The 15,820-nt window shown below is 69.1% G+C and carries 14 protein-coding genes; 5 read left to right on the top strand and 9 right to left on the bottom strand.

The window, feature by feature from the left end; translation table 11 throughout:
- Positions 1 to 106 precede the first annotated feature (106 nt).
- Entirely contained in the window at positions 107 to 1,441 is a 1,335-nt protein-coding gene (locus tag ACWCP2_RS08835) for a class I SAM-dependent RNA methyltransferase (RefSeq protein WP_450907882.1), read from the top strand.
- A gap of 553 nt (positions 1,442 to 1,994) precedes the next feature.
- A complete protein-coding gene (locus tag ACWCP2_RS08830; protein WP_450907881.1) occupies positions 1,995 to 2,882 on the top strand; it encodes a DUF5655 domain-containing protein in 888 nt (295 codons plus the stop codon).
- A gap of 317 nt (positions 2,883 to 3,199) precedes the next feature.
- Here the strand turns inward: ACWCP2_RS08830 and ACWCP2_RS08825 are convergent, their stop codons facing one another.
- The gene (locus ACWCP2_RS08825; RefSeq protein WP_450907880.1) at positions 3,200 to 4,012 is read right to left on the bottom strand and encodes a class I SAM-dependent methyltransferase; all 813 of its coding nucleotides are present in this window, start codon (positions 4,010 to 4,012) and stop codon (positions 3,200 to 3,202) included.
- A 932-nt stretch (positions 4,013 to 4,944) separates the two neighbouring features.
- Between ACWCP2_RS08825 and ACWCP2_RS08820 the strand changes: the two genes are divergently transcribed.
- From ACWCP2_RS08820 to ACWCP2_RS08810, 3 genes are all read left to right on the top strand, one after another.
- Positions 4,945 to 5,211 carry a hypothetical protein gene (locus tag ACWCP2_RS08820; protein WP_450907879.1) on the top strand — a complete coding sequence of 89 codons (267 nt, stop codon included), beginning with the start codon at positions 4,945 to 4,947 and terminating at the stop codon, positions 5,209 to 5,211.
- Between the two features lie 136 nt (positions 5,212 to 5,347).
- Positions 5,348 to 5,863 (top strand): hypothetical protein, encoded by a 516-nt coding sequence (locus ACWCP2_RS08815; protein ID WP_450907878.1) that lies wholly within the window; start codon positions 5,348 to 5,350, stop codon positions 5,861 to 5,863.
- Positions 5,864 to 5,999: 136 nt separating this feature from the next.
- Entirely contained in the window at positions 6,000 to 6,845 is an 846-nt protein-coding gene (locus ACWCP2_RS08810; protein ID WP_450907973.1) for an SAM-dependent methyltransferase, read from the top strand.
- 17 nt (positions 6,846 to 6,862) lie between these two features.
- On the opposite strand, the gene ACWCP2_RS08805 is transcribed toward ACWCP2_RS08810, so the two are convergent.
- From ACWCP2_RS08805 to ACWCP2_RS08770, 8 genes are all read right to left on the bottom strand, one after another.
- Complete coding sequence (locus ACWCP2_RS08805; protein ID WP_450907877.1) at positions 6,863 to 7,831, bottom strand: DUF5753 domain-containing protein; 969 nt, start codon at positions 7,829 to 7,831, stop codon at positions 6,863 to 6,865.
- A gap of 55 nt (positions 7,832 to 7,886) precedes the next feature.
- Positions 7,887 to 8,120, bottom strand: a complete 234-nt coding sequence (locus tag ACWCP2_RS08800) for a DUF397 domain-containing protein (protein WP_450907876.1) — start codon at positions 8,118 to 8,120, stop codon at positions 7,887 to 7,889.
- An 835-nt stretch (positions 8,121 to 8,955) separates the two neighbouring features.
- Positions 8,956 to 10,251 (bottom strand): DUF317 domain-containing protein, encoded by a 1,296-nt coding sequence (locus tag ACWCP2_RS08795; RefSeq protein ID WP_450907875.1) that lies wholly within the window; start codon positions 10,249 to 10,251, stop codon positions 8,956 to 8,958.
- Positions 10,252 to 10,279: 28 nt separating this feature from the next.
- Positions 10,280 to 11,395: a DnaB-like helicase N-terminal domain-containing protein gene (locus ACWCP2_RS08790; RefSeq protein ID WP_450907874.1), complete on the bottom strand. Its 1,116-nt coding sequence runs from the start codon at positions 11,393 to 11,395 to the stop codon at positions 10,280 to 10,282.
- A complete protein-coding gene (locus tag ACWCP2_RS08785; protein ID WP_450907873.1) occupies positions 11,395 to 12,633 on the bottom strand; it encodes a DNA cytosine methyltransferase in 1,239 nt (412 codons plus the stop codon). The genes ACWCP2_RS08790 and ACWCP2_RS08785 overlap by 1 nt, the downstream gene beginning before the upstream one ends.
- Entirely contained in the window at positions 12,630 to 14,420 is a 1,791-nt protein-coding gene (locus ACWCP2_RS08780) for a type IV secretory system conjugative DNA transfer family protein (RefSeq protein ID WP_450907872.1), read from the bottom strand. The genes ACWCP2_RS08785 and ACWCP2_RS08780 overlap by 4 nt, the downstream gene beginning before the upstream one ends.
- Positions 14,421 to 14,448: 28 nt before the next feature.
- Positions 14,449 to 15,228, bottom strand: a complete 780-nt coding sequence (locus tag ACWCP2_RS08775) for a DUF317 domain-containing protein (RefSeq protein WP_450907871.1) — start codon at positions 15,226 to 15,228, stop codon at positions 14,449 to 14,451.
- Positions 15,225 to 15,806, bottom strand: a complete 582-nt coding sequence (locus tag ACWCP2_RS08770) for a hypothetical protein (RefSeq protein WP_450907870.1) — start codon at positions 15,804 to 15,806, stop codon at positions 15,225 to 15,227. Before ACWCP2_RS08770 ends, ACWCP2_RS08775 begins: the two co-directional genes overlap by 4 nt.
- Positions 15,807 to 15,820 lie beyond the last annotated feature (14 nt).

The following is a 15,820-nucleotide window of genomic DNA, read 5'->3' as shown; positions in this document are numbered from 1 at the left end:
CGAGATCCACGTAAACTGGTGGGTCGGTCGTCCGGCCGTTCCTCTTGATCCGATCCGATCCTGCGATCCGATCTTCCGATCCACATCTCCTTGGAGTCTCCCCACCATGACGAGCGAGCAGAACGAGAAGCAGTCACTGGTGGGAGAGGAGTACGAGGTCGAGGTCGGCCCCGTCGCGCACGGCGGGCACTGCATCGCCCGGACCGCCGAGGGCCGGGTCCTGTTCGTCCGGCACACCCTGCCGGGCGAGAAGGTCATCGCGAAGGTCACCGAGGGCGACGCCGACTCCCGCTTCCTGCGCGCCGACGCCATCACCGTCCTCGACCCCTCGAAGGACCGCACCCCGGCCCCCTGCCCGTACGCCGGCCCCGGCAAGTGCGGCGGCTGCGACTGGCAGCACGCCAAGCCGGGCGCCCAGCGCCGGCTCAAGGGCGAGGTCGTCGCCGAGCAGCTGCTGCGCCTCGCCGGGCTCACCCCGGAGCAGGCCGGCTGGGACGGTACGGTCATGCCGGCCGAGGGCGACAAGGTGCCCGCCGGGCAGGTCCCGCAGTGGCGCACCCGCGTCCAGTACGCCATCGACGAGGACGGCGTCGTCGGCCTGCGCAAGCACCGCTCGCACGACATCGAGCCGATCGACCACTGCATGATCGCGGCGCCCGGCGTCAGCGAGCTCGGCATCGAGCAGCAGGACTGGCCCCAGATGGCCACCGTCGAGGCCATCGCCGCCACCGGCTCGGGCGACCGCCAGGTCGTCCTGACCCCCCGCCCCGGCGGCCGCCTCCCCCTCGTCGAACTCGACAAGCCCGTCTCGGTCCTGCGCGTCGAGGAGAAGGACGGCGGGGTCCACCGCGTCCACGGCCGCCCCTTCGTGCGCGAGCGCGCGGACGGCCGTACGTACCGCGTCGGCATGGGCGGCTTCTGGCAGGTCCACCCGCAGGCCGCGGACACCCTGATCAAGGCCGTCATGCAGGGCCTGATGCCGCGCAAGGGCGAGATGGCCCTCGACCTCTACTGCGGCGTCGGCATCTTCGCGGGCGCCCTGGCCGAGCGCCTCGGCGAGACGGGCGCCGTCCTCGGCATCGAGTCGACGAAGCGCGCGGTCGAGGACGCCCGGCACAACCTGGCCGACTTCCCGCGCATCCGCATCGAGCAGGGCAAGGTCGAGGCGATCCTCCCGAAGACCGGCATCACGGAATGCGACCTGGTCGTCCTGGACCCGCCCCGCGCGGGCGCGGGCAAGCAGACGGTCCGCCAGGTCGCCGGCCTCACCCCGCGCCGCATCGCCTACGTGGCCTGCGACCCGGCGGCCCTGGCCCGCGACCTCGGCTACTTCAAGGAGGCGGGCTACAAGGTCCGCACCCTGCGCGCCTTCGACCTCTTCCCGATGACCCACCACGTGGAGTGCGTGGCGATCCTTGAGCCGGTGGCGAAGGGCGCCTGACCTGCGGGTTTGCCGATGTGCATTATGTGCACTGTGGGCGTTACGGGCGATATCTTGACGCTGAAATGACGCTCGTGACGCTCATTTGACGCTCGTTCTGACGGGGGGTCAGGTGGATTGAGGGGCAGTTCGGCGGCCTCGGACCACCTCCCCGGGGGGCGTCGGAAGGCGGTGGGTGTCGTAGTTCAATCTCGTCTGCTGGACTGCGCCGTGCGGTCGCCAGGCAGTCCCGTGAGCACGCTGGAAATCTGCCCGGGCTTGGCCCGTGAAGAGCCCCGGGAGGCTCGCGTGGTCGACTGTCTCCCCTCCTGTGTTGCGGAGGGTGGAGTGGGCGCCTGCCTGGCGCCTGTTCTGCCCAGTGGGCGAGCGCGGGGGAGCTCGTAGCGCGATCCCTGCTTCCACCGTTCCAACCAGGCGCCACGGATGCGGTTGGGGAGGCGTCCGGCTGTTAGGTCGATGCCACTCTCACAGGATCCTCACAACCCCGACGGCTCCGACGGAAACAATCCGGGCTTCCTCGCCGTTGAGGCCTGCGGAGCACGAGCTATGGGGGGTGTCGGGGCTGAGGCTGTTCGACGTGGCCGGGGGGAGCGCGGTGGAGATCGCCGCACGGCCGGCAGAGGTGGAGCGTCACCTGCAGGACGTGGTCGAGGCGAACATGGAGGCCATGCTGGGGGTCCGGTTCCTGGCTAGCGAGTACAGCACCGGACCGGTTCATCGCGGCCGGATCGACTCTCTGGGCCTTGACGAGAACGGTTCGCCGGTCGTGGTCGAGTACAAGCGGGGTCGCGACGCCGGCGTCATAACCCAGGGGTTGTTCTACCTGGCGTGGCTAGCCGACCACCGGGCGGAGTTCCAACAGTTGGTCCGCGAGCGGCTCGGGGCGGAAGTCGCTTCCCAAGTGCTGTGGAGTAGCCCTCGGTTGATCTGCGTCGCTGAGGACTACTCCCGTTACGACCTTCACGCCGTGCGCGAGATCCGTCGCACCATCGACCTCGTCCGTTACAGCTACTTCGGTTCAGGGCTTCTCGCCCTCGAACCGGTGGGCAAAGGGACGGCCGGGGCTCAGGAGCGCCGCGAACGGGGGCGTCGGCAGCCGGTCACGTCAGCAAGCATGCGTGAGGACCCCACAGCCAGGCTGCGGAGCACGCTCGATGAACTGCTGCAGGGGCTGGGGGAGGATGTGAGCAGCGTCGACCGCAAGCAGTACCGCGCCTACCGGCGGCTGCGGAACTTCGCGTGCGTCAGTCACGCCCACCAGCAGGAGGTCGTGGTCACCCTCCGTCTGGACCCCAAGGACGTAGACCTCGTTGGGGGATTCACTCGAGACGTCAGCCAGATCGGCCACCACGGCACTGGTGACGTCGAGGTCCGTCTTCGGGCGGAGGACGATGTGCGTCGCGCCGAGCCGCTGCTCCGGATGAGCTACGAGGCTGCCTGAGATCGCGGTCGAGCGTGTCCCGTCGCGACGGCTTGGGGGATGTACTGGTGCTTGGAGTCGTAGGCGGGCCTCCTTGCGTGGAGATGGTCAGGACGGGTGGCGGTGTCCTTCAATGATGCGGAGAATTCGGGATTTCCGAATTCCTGCATGGCGTGATATTCACCGAGGGACGCCAGCCCCAGGGCTAAGTAGTCGTTGTGTCATTGAACGTAGCGCGTGTGAACCATGGCCTGCACGGCGCACCGTCCGGCGGCCTCGGGCCGATGGCGGTCGTTCTGATCCGTGCCCAACCTCGACCACGAGGAACCGTAGACCGGTCAGCCTCGGCTGACGGCCAGAACGTGGGCAGAGGCGTCGGTGAGCGCAGGGTGCGGTTCCGCGAGGCGGGCCGCGGCGAGGGCTGCGTCGTACATCGCCGTGCCCAAGAGGTTGGTGTCGGTGTACTTCTCGATGGCCTTGACCGCGACCCAGCCGGGTCCTTCGATTCCGTAGATGGTGGGGTCGGTGAGTCCGGCCTCGGTGACCTCGGCGCGGAGCTCGGCCGAGGTCTGGAAGTAGGCGACGGTGAAGCCGCGCTGGCCGGCATAGCGCCCCTGGTCGAGGGTGTCGCGCACTCCGTCCTGGATGGCGGGCTCGGTGATGCCGGTGGTGGCCATGTAGTCCAGGAGCGGGGAGTAGCGGGAGATCGCGGCTGCGGCGACGAGGCCTCCCAGCCGGACCACGCGGGCTGCTTCGGTCAGTGCGGAGAGCCGGTCGGCCTTGTCGTGAAGGTGGTAGAGGGGGCCGAGGAGCAGTACTACGTCGTACGTGCCGGCTGCGGCGGTGAGGTGGCGGGCGTCGCCCAGTTCGGCTGTCACTCCGTCGAGGGCGGCGGCCTGGTCGACGTGCTTGGGTACGGGGTCCACGACGTGCACGGTGTAGCCGTCTTCGGCGAGCCAGCGGGCGTGTGTCCCGGGGCCACCACCGACGTCAAGGACGCGGGCCGGAGCGGGCGGGAGGTGGCGGCGGAGTAACTCGCGGGTGCGTGCAAGTTCCAAGGTGCCCGTGGCGGTGGTGTACAGCCGCGTGGCTTCGTCGGAGCGAGTGTAGAAGTCGATGATCTCTGGGCGTACGGCAGGGCTGCTCGTCATCGGGGAGTCCTCGTCATGAGGGGCTGCTGGTGTCCGGCAGGGTAGGGGACATGACGGGGTGATCACTGCGAATTTCGGCGGACTCCGGGGAAGCGCCTGGGCTCCAATAGCTTGCAGATGTCCGGTGACAACGGCGTCGGAAGGCGGATTGATTGGCCGCGGGTCGATGTTCTCGAGGGCTCGGGACACAGCCAGCCGGTTCCGGCTGCTGGCAGTGGGGGCAGTTGCGGGTTGCGGTCGGTTCTTGCGGGTCCCGTTCCGGGGTCTGGCGGTAAGCGGGTCGTGCCACTGGTTTGGATGCCGGCGGCCGGTCGGGAAGCGTGGCCGCGGTCGGTCGAGAGGTTTCGTCAAGGCGGCGGGTCCGGTTCAGGTGCCCCGCCGCCGTCGATGACCGGCTGCCGTCCGACGTCGGCGAGCGGCCGGGTGATCTGTGTGCTCGACCCAGCCGAACTGCCCCGACGGCCGAAGGCGTGGAGGAGCCCAGCGGGAGCGTGATCTCGCCGAGGCCTGAGCCTTCTCCTCGAACTCGCCCGGCAGATTTGCAAACCGGATTTCGCGTTGGAAGCCTGGGCTGCTGCAGCCTGTCAGGAGAGCCGAACAACTTCACCCTAAAGAGTGATAGCGCTGGCCGGTGGCGCGCGCCGGATTTCACGCCAGCGTGCAGGCTTCCGCGGTAGGTTCGATCGCTGACTTCCGCTTTTGCGCCGTCCGCTTCCCTTTTTGGTCGAAACGGCGCGTCGCCTGGCCGGCTGCGCGCCCAATATCGGGAGTTCCCTGTTCCGTTTTCACGGCTATCGGGGATTTTTGCTGGTCAGATCATGCGGCTACTGTCCGGACAGGAACGGAAAAGGGGCTTCGAGATCGATTGGCGTCTGCCTCGAAGCCCCTCCATCCGTGCCGGACCAGTGCATGACGACCTAAGGAGAAAGTCGATGATCCAGCACGTCCGCCGAAAGCTCGCGAGCGCCCTTCCGGCGGTGCCAGAGGTTAGCATTCCGATCTCCAGCATCCTGCAAACGGCCGTGGAGAGTGTTCTTCTGCTCCGGCTTCGCCTCGGCACCGCGCTGATGGCCGGCGTGATCGTCACGTCCCTTTTCAGGCCGGAGTCGATCCCCACCCAGGTTCTGCTTACCGTCTCGGTCGCCGTCTGCACCGACCGTAGCGGCCTGGTGTTCCTTAAGGTCCGCCGCCTGCGCTGACCTGGCTCCCGCCCCGGCCGCCGCACTGTCCGTGCGGCGGCCGACCACCTGACCCACCAGGAGCCCTCGCGAAACCCGACTGCCTCGAGCCGCCCGCTGCTGCCCCGCGGCCCGGCCCGGGAACGAGGTGACAAGCATGCAACCACGCTCCAGCCATCCGATGCTGAGAGCACACGACGAACGTGTTGGCAGGGCGGGTAGTCCCTGCGGCGAAGACCCGGGCCGCCGCTGTGCTGTGACTGCTTATACGGTCTTCTGCCGTGAACACTGGCCGGTCTACTCGCGGTTCGCGACGGCCGTCACCGGGAGCACGCCCGTCGGGCGCGACGTCGCGCGGGCCGTCCTGGAGCAGGTGGGGGCCAAGTGGTCCGCGGCGCTGCGGAGCGCGTCACCTTCTGGCTATGCCTGGACGCTCCTGACGGACGCCCTCGCACCCCATCGAACGGAGGGAATCCGAGCCCTGTACGAGGATCTTCGTGCCGAAGAGGCGGATGCGTTGGTCCTGCGTCACCGGCTCGGATGCTCAGCCGCCGACGGCGGCCAGGCCATGGGCCTGTCGTCCGCTGGCTTCGAGCTGCTGCGCAGCACGGCGCTGAGGAACGCCGCCCGCCCCAATGCGGGTCGGCATATGCCCGGGTCGGATGCCGTCTGACCTGCGGTGGTGTGCGCCGGAGTGTTTCACGTCAGTTCCGTGGCAAATTGGCTCCGAACGCGTTTCGCTCGTTGGTGGCTGCGGGTAGCCCTGGAGCGGACCGTCCTCCTAGCATGTGATCTCTACCTTCGGAGGGCTGGCGTATCGATGGGATACGTGTGGCCGGGAGCGTGGGGAGCCTCTCATTCTTGATTTCAGCAAACCCAGCGTCGCGAGAATGTATGACCATCTTCTCGGTGGGACCGACAACTACAAGGTCGACCGGGACGCCTGCGAAGAATTGCTGCGAATCGCGCCGAGCACCAAAGACCTCGCCCTTGTCAACCGCGCGTTCCTCGTCCGAGCAGTCCGATATCTTGCCCAAGAGCGAGGGGTGCGCCGCTTCCTCGATCACGGCTCGGGCCTGCCGACCAGTCCGAACGTCCACGAGGTGGCGCAAGCGGTGGACCCGTCGTGCGAAGTCGTCTACATCGACAACGACCCCGTCGTGTCGGCGCACGGCAGGATGAGCCTGGCCGAGGACCCGTCGACCACCGCCGTCCTGGAGATGGACATGCGGGCGACAGACCAGATCTTCGAATCACCGTGGGTGCAGCGGCTCCTCCGAGGAGACCAGCCGGTCGCGGCGCTGTTCGTCTCCGTGCTGCACTGCATTCGGGACACCGACGATCCGTGGGGCCTGGTCCGGCGGGTCGCCCAACGACTGCCCGCCGGCAGCTACATGGTGATCTCCCAACTGGCCAGCGACGACCCGGACCTGCGCGCTGAGATCACCGGTTTCATGGACGACGTCACCGGCGGCAACTGGGGCGAAGTCCGCTCACTCAGCGAGGTGACGCGCTTCTTCGACCAGCTCGAACTGCTGGAGGTGCCGAAGCAGGAGCCGGTAGAAGTCTCCCTCTGGCGTCCCGACAGCGATCTCGCGCCACGCCAGAACAGCAAGGAGTGGATCGAGTACGGCGGAGTCGCTCTCATCAAGTAGGGCCTGAGGCGGCGGACTCAGTCGTTGAGCTGGTCGATGTAGCGCTGGAGCAACTTCATGGTGTCCGGCTTCTCGCCAGCATCCACCCACAGCTCGTTCAGTGACTGCATGTAGGCCTCGACCTCGGCCTCGTCAGTGATCAGTTCGCCGCCCCGGTTCCTGTTCTCCAGGTAGACGACCCGGCCCCTCTCATCGTCATACGGCTTGATCAGCGTCATGGCGTTGTGCAGGGCCGAACCGGCGCTGGGCGCCGAGCCGGGCAGGATGCGCAGGCGTACCCCGGGCTTGTTCTCCGCCACGTTGTACAGGTGCCTCAGCTGCTCCCGGTGGACGCGCGGCCCGCCCCGCTGGGTGAGGAGCGCGGCCTCGGCGATGATGGCCTCGTAGACGGGGGCGTTGTCCCCGTCAAGGAGGGCCTGACGCCGCATCCGGAACTCGAGGCGCTCATCGATCTCCGTCTGGAGCTTCTGCTGCAGGGTGGCGTCGCGCTGCGTCCGGCTGAATTCCCGCATGAGCTCTTTGGCGTAGGCCCGCGTCTGCAGCATGCCGGGGATGCTGGACTCGTGGTAAGCCCTGATGACCTTGGCGCACGACTCCACCGCGGACAGAGCGCGGAACGCTTCGGCGGTGCCGGGCGGCGGAGTCCAGCCCGGCATCTGCTTCGCCCGGCTCAGACAGTCCAGTGCCTCTTCAATGTCCTTCTGCGGCGCGCGGTAGTAACGGAGCAGGGCGACGACCTTCTCGGGCTTCATCTCCACGCCGGCGTTCTCGTAGCGGCTCAGTGTCGGCACCGAACCGATCTCCGGCACCGCCGCCAGGACCTCGGCCTGCGGCTGCCCGTTACGGAACTTCTGCAGCATGTCCGCGACGGCCCGCTCCAGAGGATGAGCGGACCGCCGCGGTTTCTTGCCGTCGGGGCCTGGCAGCGAGGCGAGGTGACGGGGCAAATCTAACTCCCTGACCGCGGGCAGCCTCTTGCTGCCCATGCAATCAGATGATGGACGGCCCGAATATGCCGTTGCAACCCGTGGCCGGGGTGTTTCAGACAGTCATGGCGTCGAATTCTCCCTTGGAAGCTCCGTCGACGAACGCGGCCAGCTCCGACCTGGTGAAGATCAGAGCGGGTCCCTCGGGGTCGCGCGAATTGCGCATCGCGACGCTTTCACCAACCTCGGCAACCTCGACGCAGTCGTTAAGGCCGTCGCTCGCAGACGCCTTGACCCACCGGATGCCAACCAGCGACCCGGCAGCCACGCCGTTGTGCAGTCCCATCATATTGATGCCCTCTCATACGCTTCCTGGCCAGCGCTGACGGCCTGGTTCCGTGCGCTGACAACCCACCTGAATGCCCAACTTTCGCGCCGCCGTGAAAATTTCACGGACCGGCGAGACCGGACTGAATGCTAGACCCCCGCAAGGGGGCTCCGCTGTCCCTCGAAAGAGCGTTCTCAGTAGCGCTGAAAGCTTGAAGTAAGGTGATCATATTAAAGGTGTGGGAGTGGATGGTGAATGGCCGGAGTTGGACGGCCTGCCCAGCTGATTTTCAGGAAACACCCTCAGGGGCACTGTGGACTCGCTAGAATCTCTCGGCTTTCCCGCAGGGGGCGGCTGGAAGAGCTGCATAACGATGTCGAGCCCGCTGCATTGCGACGCCCGCCCCGGTCGCTGACAGGGGAGTCGTACGCGGCCAGGGTCCACTAGGCGCGCAGGGTCTGTGTCTCGTGGTTCGCGAGGGTGGTCTCGTCGCTCCAGGTGCATGCCTTCTCCCGTCGCGATGCTCCTCGAAGAAGGCCTCCAGGACCTTCTCGTGGTCGCCCGGATCGGCGGCGTAGACGGGCATGGTCTCTACGACGGGCTCGGCGGGCAGTTCCTGAGTCGCAGGTTTGGCTTCCGGCAGGGTTGTCGGTAGAGGGCTCAGGGCGGCCGCGGCCGCCGTCTCGGTGTCCGTGGAGGGAGCCGACGCTCTCTGAACTGTCGCCCCGTAGAGCTGTTCGAAGTCGTCGAGTGCCTGGGGCAGGCTGTCGTACGAGCGGCTGACCTGGCGGAGGCGGTCCTCTTCGTGCAGTACGACGGGGTGAGCCCCAGCCGTCCGGTCTCGTGGTTGCCTGGCTCAGTGGAGGCGGGCGCGCGGCTGGGGAGGACGCGCGGGGAGGCGAGAGTTGGGAGGTGACCGCCGTGTTACGGAAGGCGGAGGCGAAGCGACCTTGGCCACTGCGGCGGCGAGCTGGACGAGGAGGTCGTGGGGCACGCCTGCGGAGAGGCGGACGGCCCAGGCGGGTCGGTTCGCGTCGTCGCCGCCGAAGGCGGTCCACCGGTCGTCGGCCGCGTGCGGCAGGTACTCGAAGGCGACGCTGCGGGTTGGGGCATACCACGTCGTGCGGGCCGGGTGGCTTGCTGCGGACCAGCCGGCCTCCTCCAGAGGAGCGTGGGGCTCTGCTGCGTCTACCGGGAGCGGGACGTCGAGGTGGTCGATGATCGCGTGGATGAGGGGGACGGGGGTGCCGGCAGTGATGGTCGCCCGCCAGAGCCTCTCGCCCACGGGCCCGTCGTACTCGGCGATCGTCCAGGTGATGTCGGTGCGATGGCGGGCCTCGTGGTCGAACTCGACCCGGACTGTGAGGCTCTCGTGCACGGCGATGGTCGTCTCGTCGCTCCAGGTACGGTGCTTGACCCACTGCTGGCTCGATTCGAAAAGGGCGTTGAGGAACCGCTTGTGTTCGCCGGGACCGGCGACCGTCGGCGAGGCCGGCTGCGCTTCGGTGAGCTGGAGCCTGGTCGGCGGTGTGGTCTCGCCGCGGAGGGCTCGGCGGACGCTCTGTTCGAGGTCTGTGAGCGGGGCGGGGCCGGGCCGGACTGCGACGGTGTACAGCCTGTGGAACTCTGCCACGGCCTCAGTCTCGTCCTCGTAGGCCATGGCGACTTGGCGGACGTGGTTCTCTCCGTGAAGGTGGACGTGGCGGCGGACGCCAGTGGCGTACGTGCCCACGGCGACGGTCGTGTGCCCGTCGTTGGCGTGCGCGTGGATGATCAGGCGGCCTTCGGCGATGTCGTCGTGGATGCGCTGGGCTCCGGCACTTACCTCGCGGACTTCGTCGCGGGTGCACCAGGGGAAGGGATAGTTGCCCCAGGTCCATTCCGTGTCGATCTCGTCCTGGAGAGCCGTCTCGATCTCGACGGTGAAGCCGTACCGACTCAGTTGCTTGGCTGCGGTGTTCGCGTAGTACGGCTCCTCGTGGTCGATGCGGGCGAGGACCATGGTGTCCGGTCCGATGTTGCGGAAGCCGAGGTCGTGCAGGTGAGAGCGGGCGGCGTCGCTCGTGGAGCCGGAGGTCGTGGCGATGACGGCCGGGTGGTGGTCTGGGTGGAGGGCGAAGCGGATGAGCGCGTCGGCGGGGGCGTGAGGCATGAGGGGCTTTCGGTCGCGGCGGGAATGGTCATCGGCCTGGCCGGGCTGGGGTTCGTGCGGCGGGGCCAGCTCGTACGGCCGGAGTTCGCGGGGCGGCTGACGGGCGAGACGGGGGCTTCTCGCCAGGGTCGTTGGTGGCGTGGTGCCAGCGGGTCCGGACGGAGGACAGTGCGGAGAGTGCCCGGCGGCTGCCGGTGGCCAGTTGGTGGACGGAGGTTGCCTCGTCCGACGTCAGCGTTGCGATCCGGGCGGCGACCGTGACGGCTTGACTGAGGAGGGCGCGCTGGAGGATCTTCTGGCCCCAGTGCTCGGGAGCCCCGGCGGGATGGGAGACCAGGTCGAGGACCTCGTCAGGGCCGAACCCCACGTGAAGCAGGCCGCGTTGCTGGGCCTCCCACAGCAGGGTGATGGGGTCCACGGGCGCCCCTCTGCGGGCGAGGGCCGTCAGGCAGGCGAAGAGGGCGGCGTGCACAGGGACGGTGAAGTCGCTTTCGTGTAGCCAGCGCATCCGCGGCAGGTCGTCGGGGCGGGCGGTCGCTGCGGCCAGCAGCATCCGTTCCTCGTCTTCCGCCTCCGCAGGCGCCTCGGCTGCCGGGCCGGGTACCTCCGGGGTTCGGGGCATCGACCCGGGGTGAGAGGGGAAGGCCGTGGCCAGCTCGTCGAGGTAGACGGCGAGCTGGTCGGCGCGGGCCAGTACCGTTCCGGCCGGGTCGGGCCCCGGGGTGCGGGCGGCCTGGGAGAGGATCTCGGCGTGCCGGCGCAGGAGGCGGCGGGCGTGTCCGGAGCGGACCATCTGGGCATAGGCCGGGGCATGGGCGTCTGTGGGGCAGTTGCTGATGAGGATGTGCAGGTAGGCGGCTGTCAGGGCGCGGGTCTGGGCGGCGGCGAGGAGCTGATTGGGCCATACCGGGCTGGTGCGGTGGACCTCAGGCGTGGGCGGGGACACCGTGCGCATCGCCGCGAACAGGCTGCTGTGGGCGGCGCTGGCGAAGTGCTCGGGCTCGAGCGGGCCGATGGTCTTCAGGCGGTCGGGTACCAGGAGCAGGGCGCCGAGCAGGGCCTGCTCGGCGTAGTGGACCACCGGCAGCGGCGGCGGATCGCCGAGGGGCTCCTCCTCGGATGCGGCGCGGGCGTGGTCGGCCATCACGCCGCCAGAACGAAGTCGTCGCGGTTGAGCATGCGTTCCACGTGCGGGGCGATCAAGTGCCCTGCGAGCAGCGGGGGGACGGCGTTGCCGATCTGGGAGAAGCGCTGGCCCTTGGTGCCCTGCCAGGGGTAGGCCGCCGGGAAGGATTGCAGGATCCCGGCCTCCTCGGCGGTGATCCGGATGGCCGGCGCCGCGACGGAGCACAGAGCCGTGGTGGAGCGGGTGGTCCAGATGCATTCGTTGGCGCGGTTGCCGAAGAACAAGGTGGCGGCCGGCTCGGTCACGGGGCGGACAGCCGCGTTCGCCTGGCTGTTGCTACGCAGAACCCAGCCCGGCCCGGCCGTGCAACGCGGCGACGGCCGGGCTCCTCCCCGGCACCTGCACGGCGAGCTGGCCTTGGAGCTCCGGGAGGGTTCCATGCGGGGCGGGGGGCTTTGCCAGGCGCCGCGGTCGCGGGCGTCGGACAGCGTCTTACGGGAGCCGGACGGGAAGGGTTCGGGCCCGCCCCCGGGTCCGCCGCCGGCACACACAGTGGGCACGGGCCCGTCCGTGCGGCCCCAGCCCAGGGCTTCGGCCATGGATACCCATCGCTGGCGGCCGGGCCCGAAGAGGGATTCCTGCTCGCCGAGCTTGGCGTGCGTAGGTTCGGGCGGGGCGGCCCGACGGGTGCGGGAGGCGATCAGGATCGCCCGCCTCCTGGTCTGCGGTACGCCGTAGTCGGCCGCGTTCAGAATGCCGCTCCAGGTGGAGAATCCCCAAGTGCGCAGCACGGCGGCGTACTGCTTCCACAGCGGTGCGACGTCGGGCACCTCCTCCATCAGCACCCACTCCGGCTCGCCCACGGTGTGGAGGGCGTGGAGGTATCGCATCGGCTCGGCGGCCAGTAGCGACCGCGGGTCCTGGCAGGCGGCAAGCAGCTGGGGCCGGGTGTCGCGGCCGACCGCGAGGTCGGCGACCGCCTGGTGAACGAGAGGCTGGTCGACAAGACCGAGACGTTTGCCGGCCATGCTCCATGCCTGGCAGGGCGGGCTCGCTATCAGCCCGCGGGTCCGCCCCACGAAGGGCCGGACCGGGTAGAGCGCGACGTCGGTGCGGATCGTGGTCTGCCCGGCTGCGGCGCGAGTCTTGCAGGCCCATTCGTCCCACTCCAGGCCGACGTCGCGCACACCCAGGACGTGCAGGGCATGCCCCCAGCCACCCGGACCGGCGAAGAGGTCCACGATGAGGTCTCTCATACGGCCAGCCCGAAGTCGGTCTTCTTCGGAGCGGCCTTGGCGACAGCGCGGGCGGTGATCCCCCTCGAGGCGGCTGCGGAGGCGGCGGACAGGCTGTCGGCGCCGGGCTCCAGGTACCAGGGCCTCAGGTCGAGCATGGCGGCGCGCATGCCGGTGGCGAAGCAGAGTGCGGTGCCCTTGGGGAGGGCGCGGATCGCGTCGGCGGGCAGGATTCGTTCCTGCCGCATGCTGATGGAAGTGGACTTCCCGGTGTCGGAGACGGAGGTGGACTTGGTCTCGACGTCGTGGTCGCCGATCAGCCTGCTGAGCTTGTCGGCGAAGTCCGGGTCGTCGATGCCGGAACCGATCACCTTCACCGTTGAGGCGGACCACATGGCGTCCATGCCGGCGTCCCCCCAGACCTTCTGCCCCTGTCTGTAGGACTGGAGGATGGTGATCGGGATGATCCCGCGGGAGCCCAGGTGGGAGTACAGGTCGGGGAGGTCGCTGATCTTGCACACGTTGGCGGCCTCGTCCAGGATCGCCAGCATCGGCGGGTCCAGGCGTCCGCCGGCGCGCTCGGCTTCCGCGGTTGCGGCCCGCATGACTGAGTCCGCGCATGCCGCGATCAGCGCGCTCGCGCCGCCACCGCCGTCCTTCGAGAGCAGGAACAGGGTGTCGGTGCCCGTGACGAAGTCCGACGGCTGGAATTCGGCGATGCCCTTCTGCGGGGTGACCCAGGCCGCGATCTCCGAGTTCAGGAGGGCTGACGCGTACTGTCTCGCGGTCTCGTAGATCCCGTCTCTGGTCTCCGGCGGGCCCTCCACGGTGCCCTTGAGCTGGGAGGCTACCGCGGTGAAGCGGTGGTCGCGCAGGATGTCCAGCGGGGTGCGGTCTGCGGGGAAGGCGAGCCAGGCCATGACGTCGGTGATCGGCCGCTCGTCGAGGGCAGCGGCGAGGAAGAGCTGCGACAGGATGTTGCTGCCGGCCTTGGACCAGAAGTCGCCCTGCTGGCTCGCGTCCACGGAGGCGGCGAGGAAGTGCCCGGCCAACCGGCCTGCGCCCTCAAGGGACTTGGCGCCCGCGAGCGGGTTCCACCACATGGCACGCTCGGTGTGGGCGATCTGCTGCGGGTCCATGGCCCAGACCCGGCCGACCTGGCCGCGGGCGTCATACGTCGTGGTAAAAGCATCGCCCGCCGCTTTGTTCGAGGTGAGCAGCACGGGGCCGGGGGCGGCCAGGATCGCGGGGATCGCCAGGCACGTGGTTTTCCCGGAGCGCGGCGCCATGATCGCCACGGCAACGTCCTCATAGCCCATGCGGACTTCATGCCTGCTGCCCTGGAGGTTGCCGAGCAGGATGCCGGTGTCCTTCGCGGCAATGTCCTTCGCGTCCTTCAGGCTGGGGCGCAGCGAGCGGGCCTTGGCGGTGATCGCCTTAGCGAGAAGCGGCTCGATGTCGGATCGCTTCGCCATCCCGGCGACGCGCTTGCGCTTCCTGCCGCCCGTGTTGTGGCGCCTCCACCAGACGAAGCCGGTCAGGACGAGCGCGAGGAGAAACACGGAGGGCAGGATCCGGGTGGCGATCAACAGCGCCGTCTCACCGCTGTCCGGCCACAGGAGGTCGGGATGGAGGAGGGCGTTGGCCGGCTGATAGGGAACCCAGGATCCGGTGCCGCTGACCCAGGCGAGCGTGTTCCCGCCGAGCCAGGACAGCGTGGACAGGGGGACGATGACGGCCATGGCGCCGAGGAGCGCCTTGAAGGCTATGTCGTAGCCGTCACCACTGGAGTTGGGGGAGTTGGACAAGAGGGCGGTTCCAAGGGGGAGGGCTGGGTCAGCGGGAGCGGTGGGGCCGGGGCTGTACGGCAAGTCCGGGTGGGGCCGCAGGGCGGCACGGGACGGGGCTCCGGGAGACGAGGGCGTCGATACGTCGCTCCAGGGCGAAGGCCACGTCCGCAGCGGGCAGCTGCCGGATATCGGTCTGCATGCGGCCCTGCCCCAGAGGGGGCGCACGCTGGGGGTCGCGGGGGAGCGGTGAGGGATCGGCCAGGGCCCGAGTGACCGCCGAGATCAGGTGCGCCGGGGTTCCGGCCCCGAACTGTGCCCGCCAGATCAGCCCCACAGGGTCGCCGCTGATGGCCACGTCGATGAACCAGGTGCCGGAGCCGGTCTCCGTGAAGCGCTCGACCTGCACGATGCCGTCAGGGGAGGTGAACCCGCTGTGGTCACGGGCCGGCTGCCATCCGACGTCCCGCAGTGGTTCGTACGGGCTGCCGCCGGCCGAGGGAGTCGCCGGGTCGGTGAGGGCGTCGGTGAACGCGGCGATGATCTCGGCCGGTGTGCGGGCGCCGAAGCTCGCCTGCCAGGCCGGCGTGCTGGCAGTCCGGGCATGGCGGATGACCCACCACGGCTGGTCCGGCTCGGGTTCGAGACGGAGCAGGGCCTGCTGGTCGGGGCTGGCCAGCACAACGCGGGCGAGAAGGGGGTCGTGCCCGTAACTCCATCCGCTGGCTCGGTGGAGCGCGGCGGTGACCCAGGCCGGGTCGCCGGGTCCTGCGAGATAGCGAGGCCTGACGAGGGCCTGCTCGACGGAGGGCTCGTGTATCCGGCTCACCGCCGCGGCCCGACGGTGGAGTCCGCTGTCGAGGGCGGGGCCGGTGCCAGAGCAGGGGGCGCGGGTTTCCGGGAGGGCTTGGCTCGGGCGGCGGTGGCGATGTCGATCACGGATTGCCCGTGGAGGGCCCAGGCGTCGAGGTAGGCCCAGGCCTCCGCGTTTCGCTCGGCGAGCGGCTCGTCGTACTGCTCGGTGCCCGGGCGGGCGCTGACCGGGAGGGTGTCGCGGACGCCGAGCCACTCGGACTGAAGGGCGTCGATCTCCTTGAGCGCGGTGCGCAGGACCTTCAGGTGCCATCCCCGCCGCAGCGAAGTACTGCTGGTGGGCATCCGGCTCAGCTGGGCTTCGGCGGTATCGAGCATGGCCGCGGCGGTGTCGCGCACGGTGGTGAAGGCCCGCCAGGTGTCGGCATCGCGGTGGCTCTGCCGGCGTCCGTAGGCGGTCTCGTCGTGTGGCCATCCGTCCGGGTCGGTGTGCAGGTCGGAGTATTCGTCCCAGGAGTCGAGGGTGTCCTCGGCTTCCCGCAGGAACGCGCCGAGCCGCCGGAGCGCGTGCTGGTGGGCTTCGTCGGGGGGCATGGGCAACGGGGCAG

The organism is Streptomyces sp. NPDC002104 (genome assembly GCF_053593795.1).
This window is presented reverse-complemented; position numbering and strand designations above follow the sequence as displayed.

Bases quoted from the DNA above. Each gene is read 5' to 3' on its own strand.
- ACWCP2_RS08805 (WP_450907877.1), bottom strand. From the start codon at position 7,831: ATGGGCAGCAAGAGGCTGCCCGCGGTCAGGGAGTTAGATTTGCCCCGT.
- ACWCP2_RS08795 (WP_450907875.1), bottom strand. From the start codon at position 10,251: ATGCCTCACGCCCCCGCCGACGCGCTCATCCGCTTCGCCCTCCACCCA.
- ACWCP2_RS08770 (WP_450907870.1), bottom strand. From the start codon at position 15,806: ATGCCCCCCGACGAAGCCCACCAGCACGCGCTCCGGCGGCTCGGCGCG.
- ACWCP2_RS08815 (WP_450907878.1), top strand. From the start codon at position 5,348: ATGCAACCACGCTCCAGCCATCCGATGCTGAGAGCACACGACGAACGT.
- ACWCP2_RS08825 (WP_450907880.1), bottom strand. From the start codon at position 4,012: ATGACGAGCAGCCCTGCCGTACGCCCAGAGATCATCGACTTCTACACT.
- ACWCP2_RS08785 (WP_450907873.1), bottom strand. From the start codon at position 12,633: ATGAGAGACCTCATCGTGGACCTCTTCGCCGGTCCGGGTGGCTGGGGG.
- ACWCP2_RS08820 (WP_450907879.1), top strand. From the start codon at position 4,945: ATGATCCAGCACGTCCGCCGAAAGCTCGCGAGCGCCCTTCCGGCGGTG.
- ACWCP2_RS08835 (WP_450907882.1), top strand. From the start codon at position 107: ATGACGAGCGAGCAGAACGAGAAGCAGTCACTGGTGGGAGAGGAGTAC.
- ACWCP2_RS08800 (WP_450907876.1), bottom strand. From the start codon at position 8,120: ATGATGGGACTGCACAACGGCGTGGCTGCCGGGTCGCTGGTTGGCATC.
- ACWCP2_RS08790 (WP_450907874.1), bottom strand. From the start codon at position 11,395: ATGGCCGACCACGCCCGCGCCGCATCCGAGGAGGAGCCCCTCGGCGAT.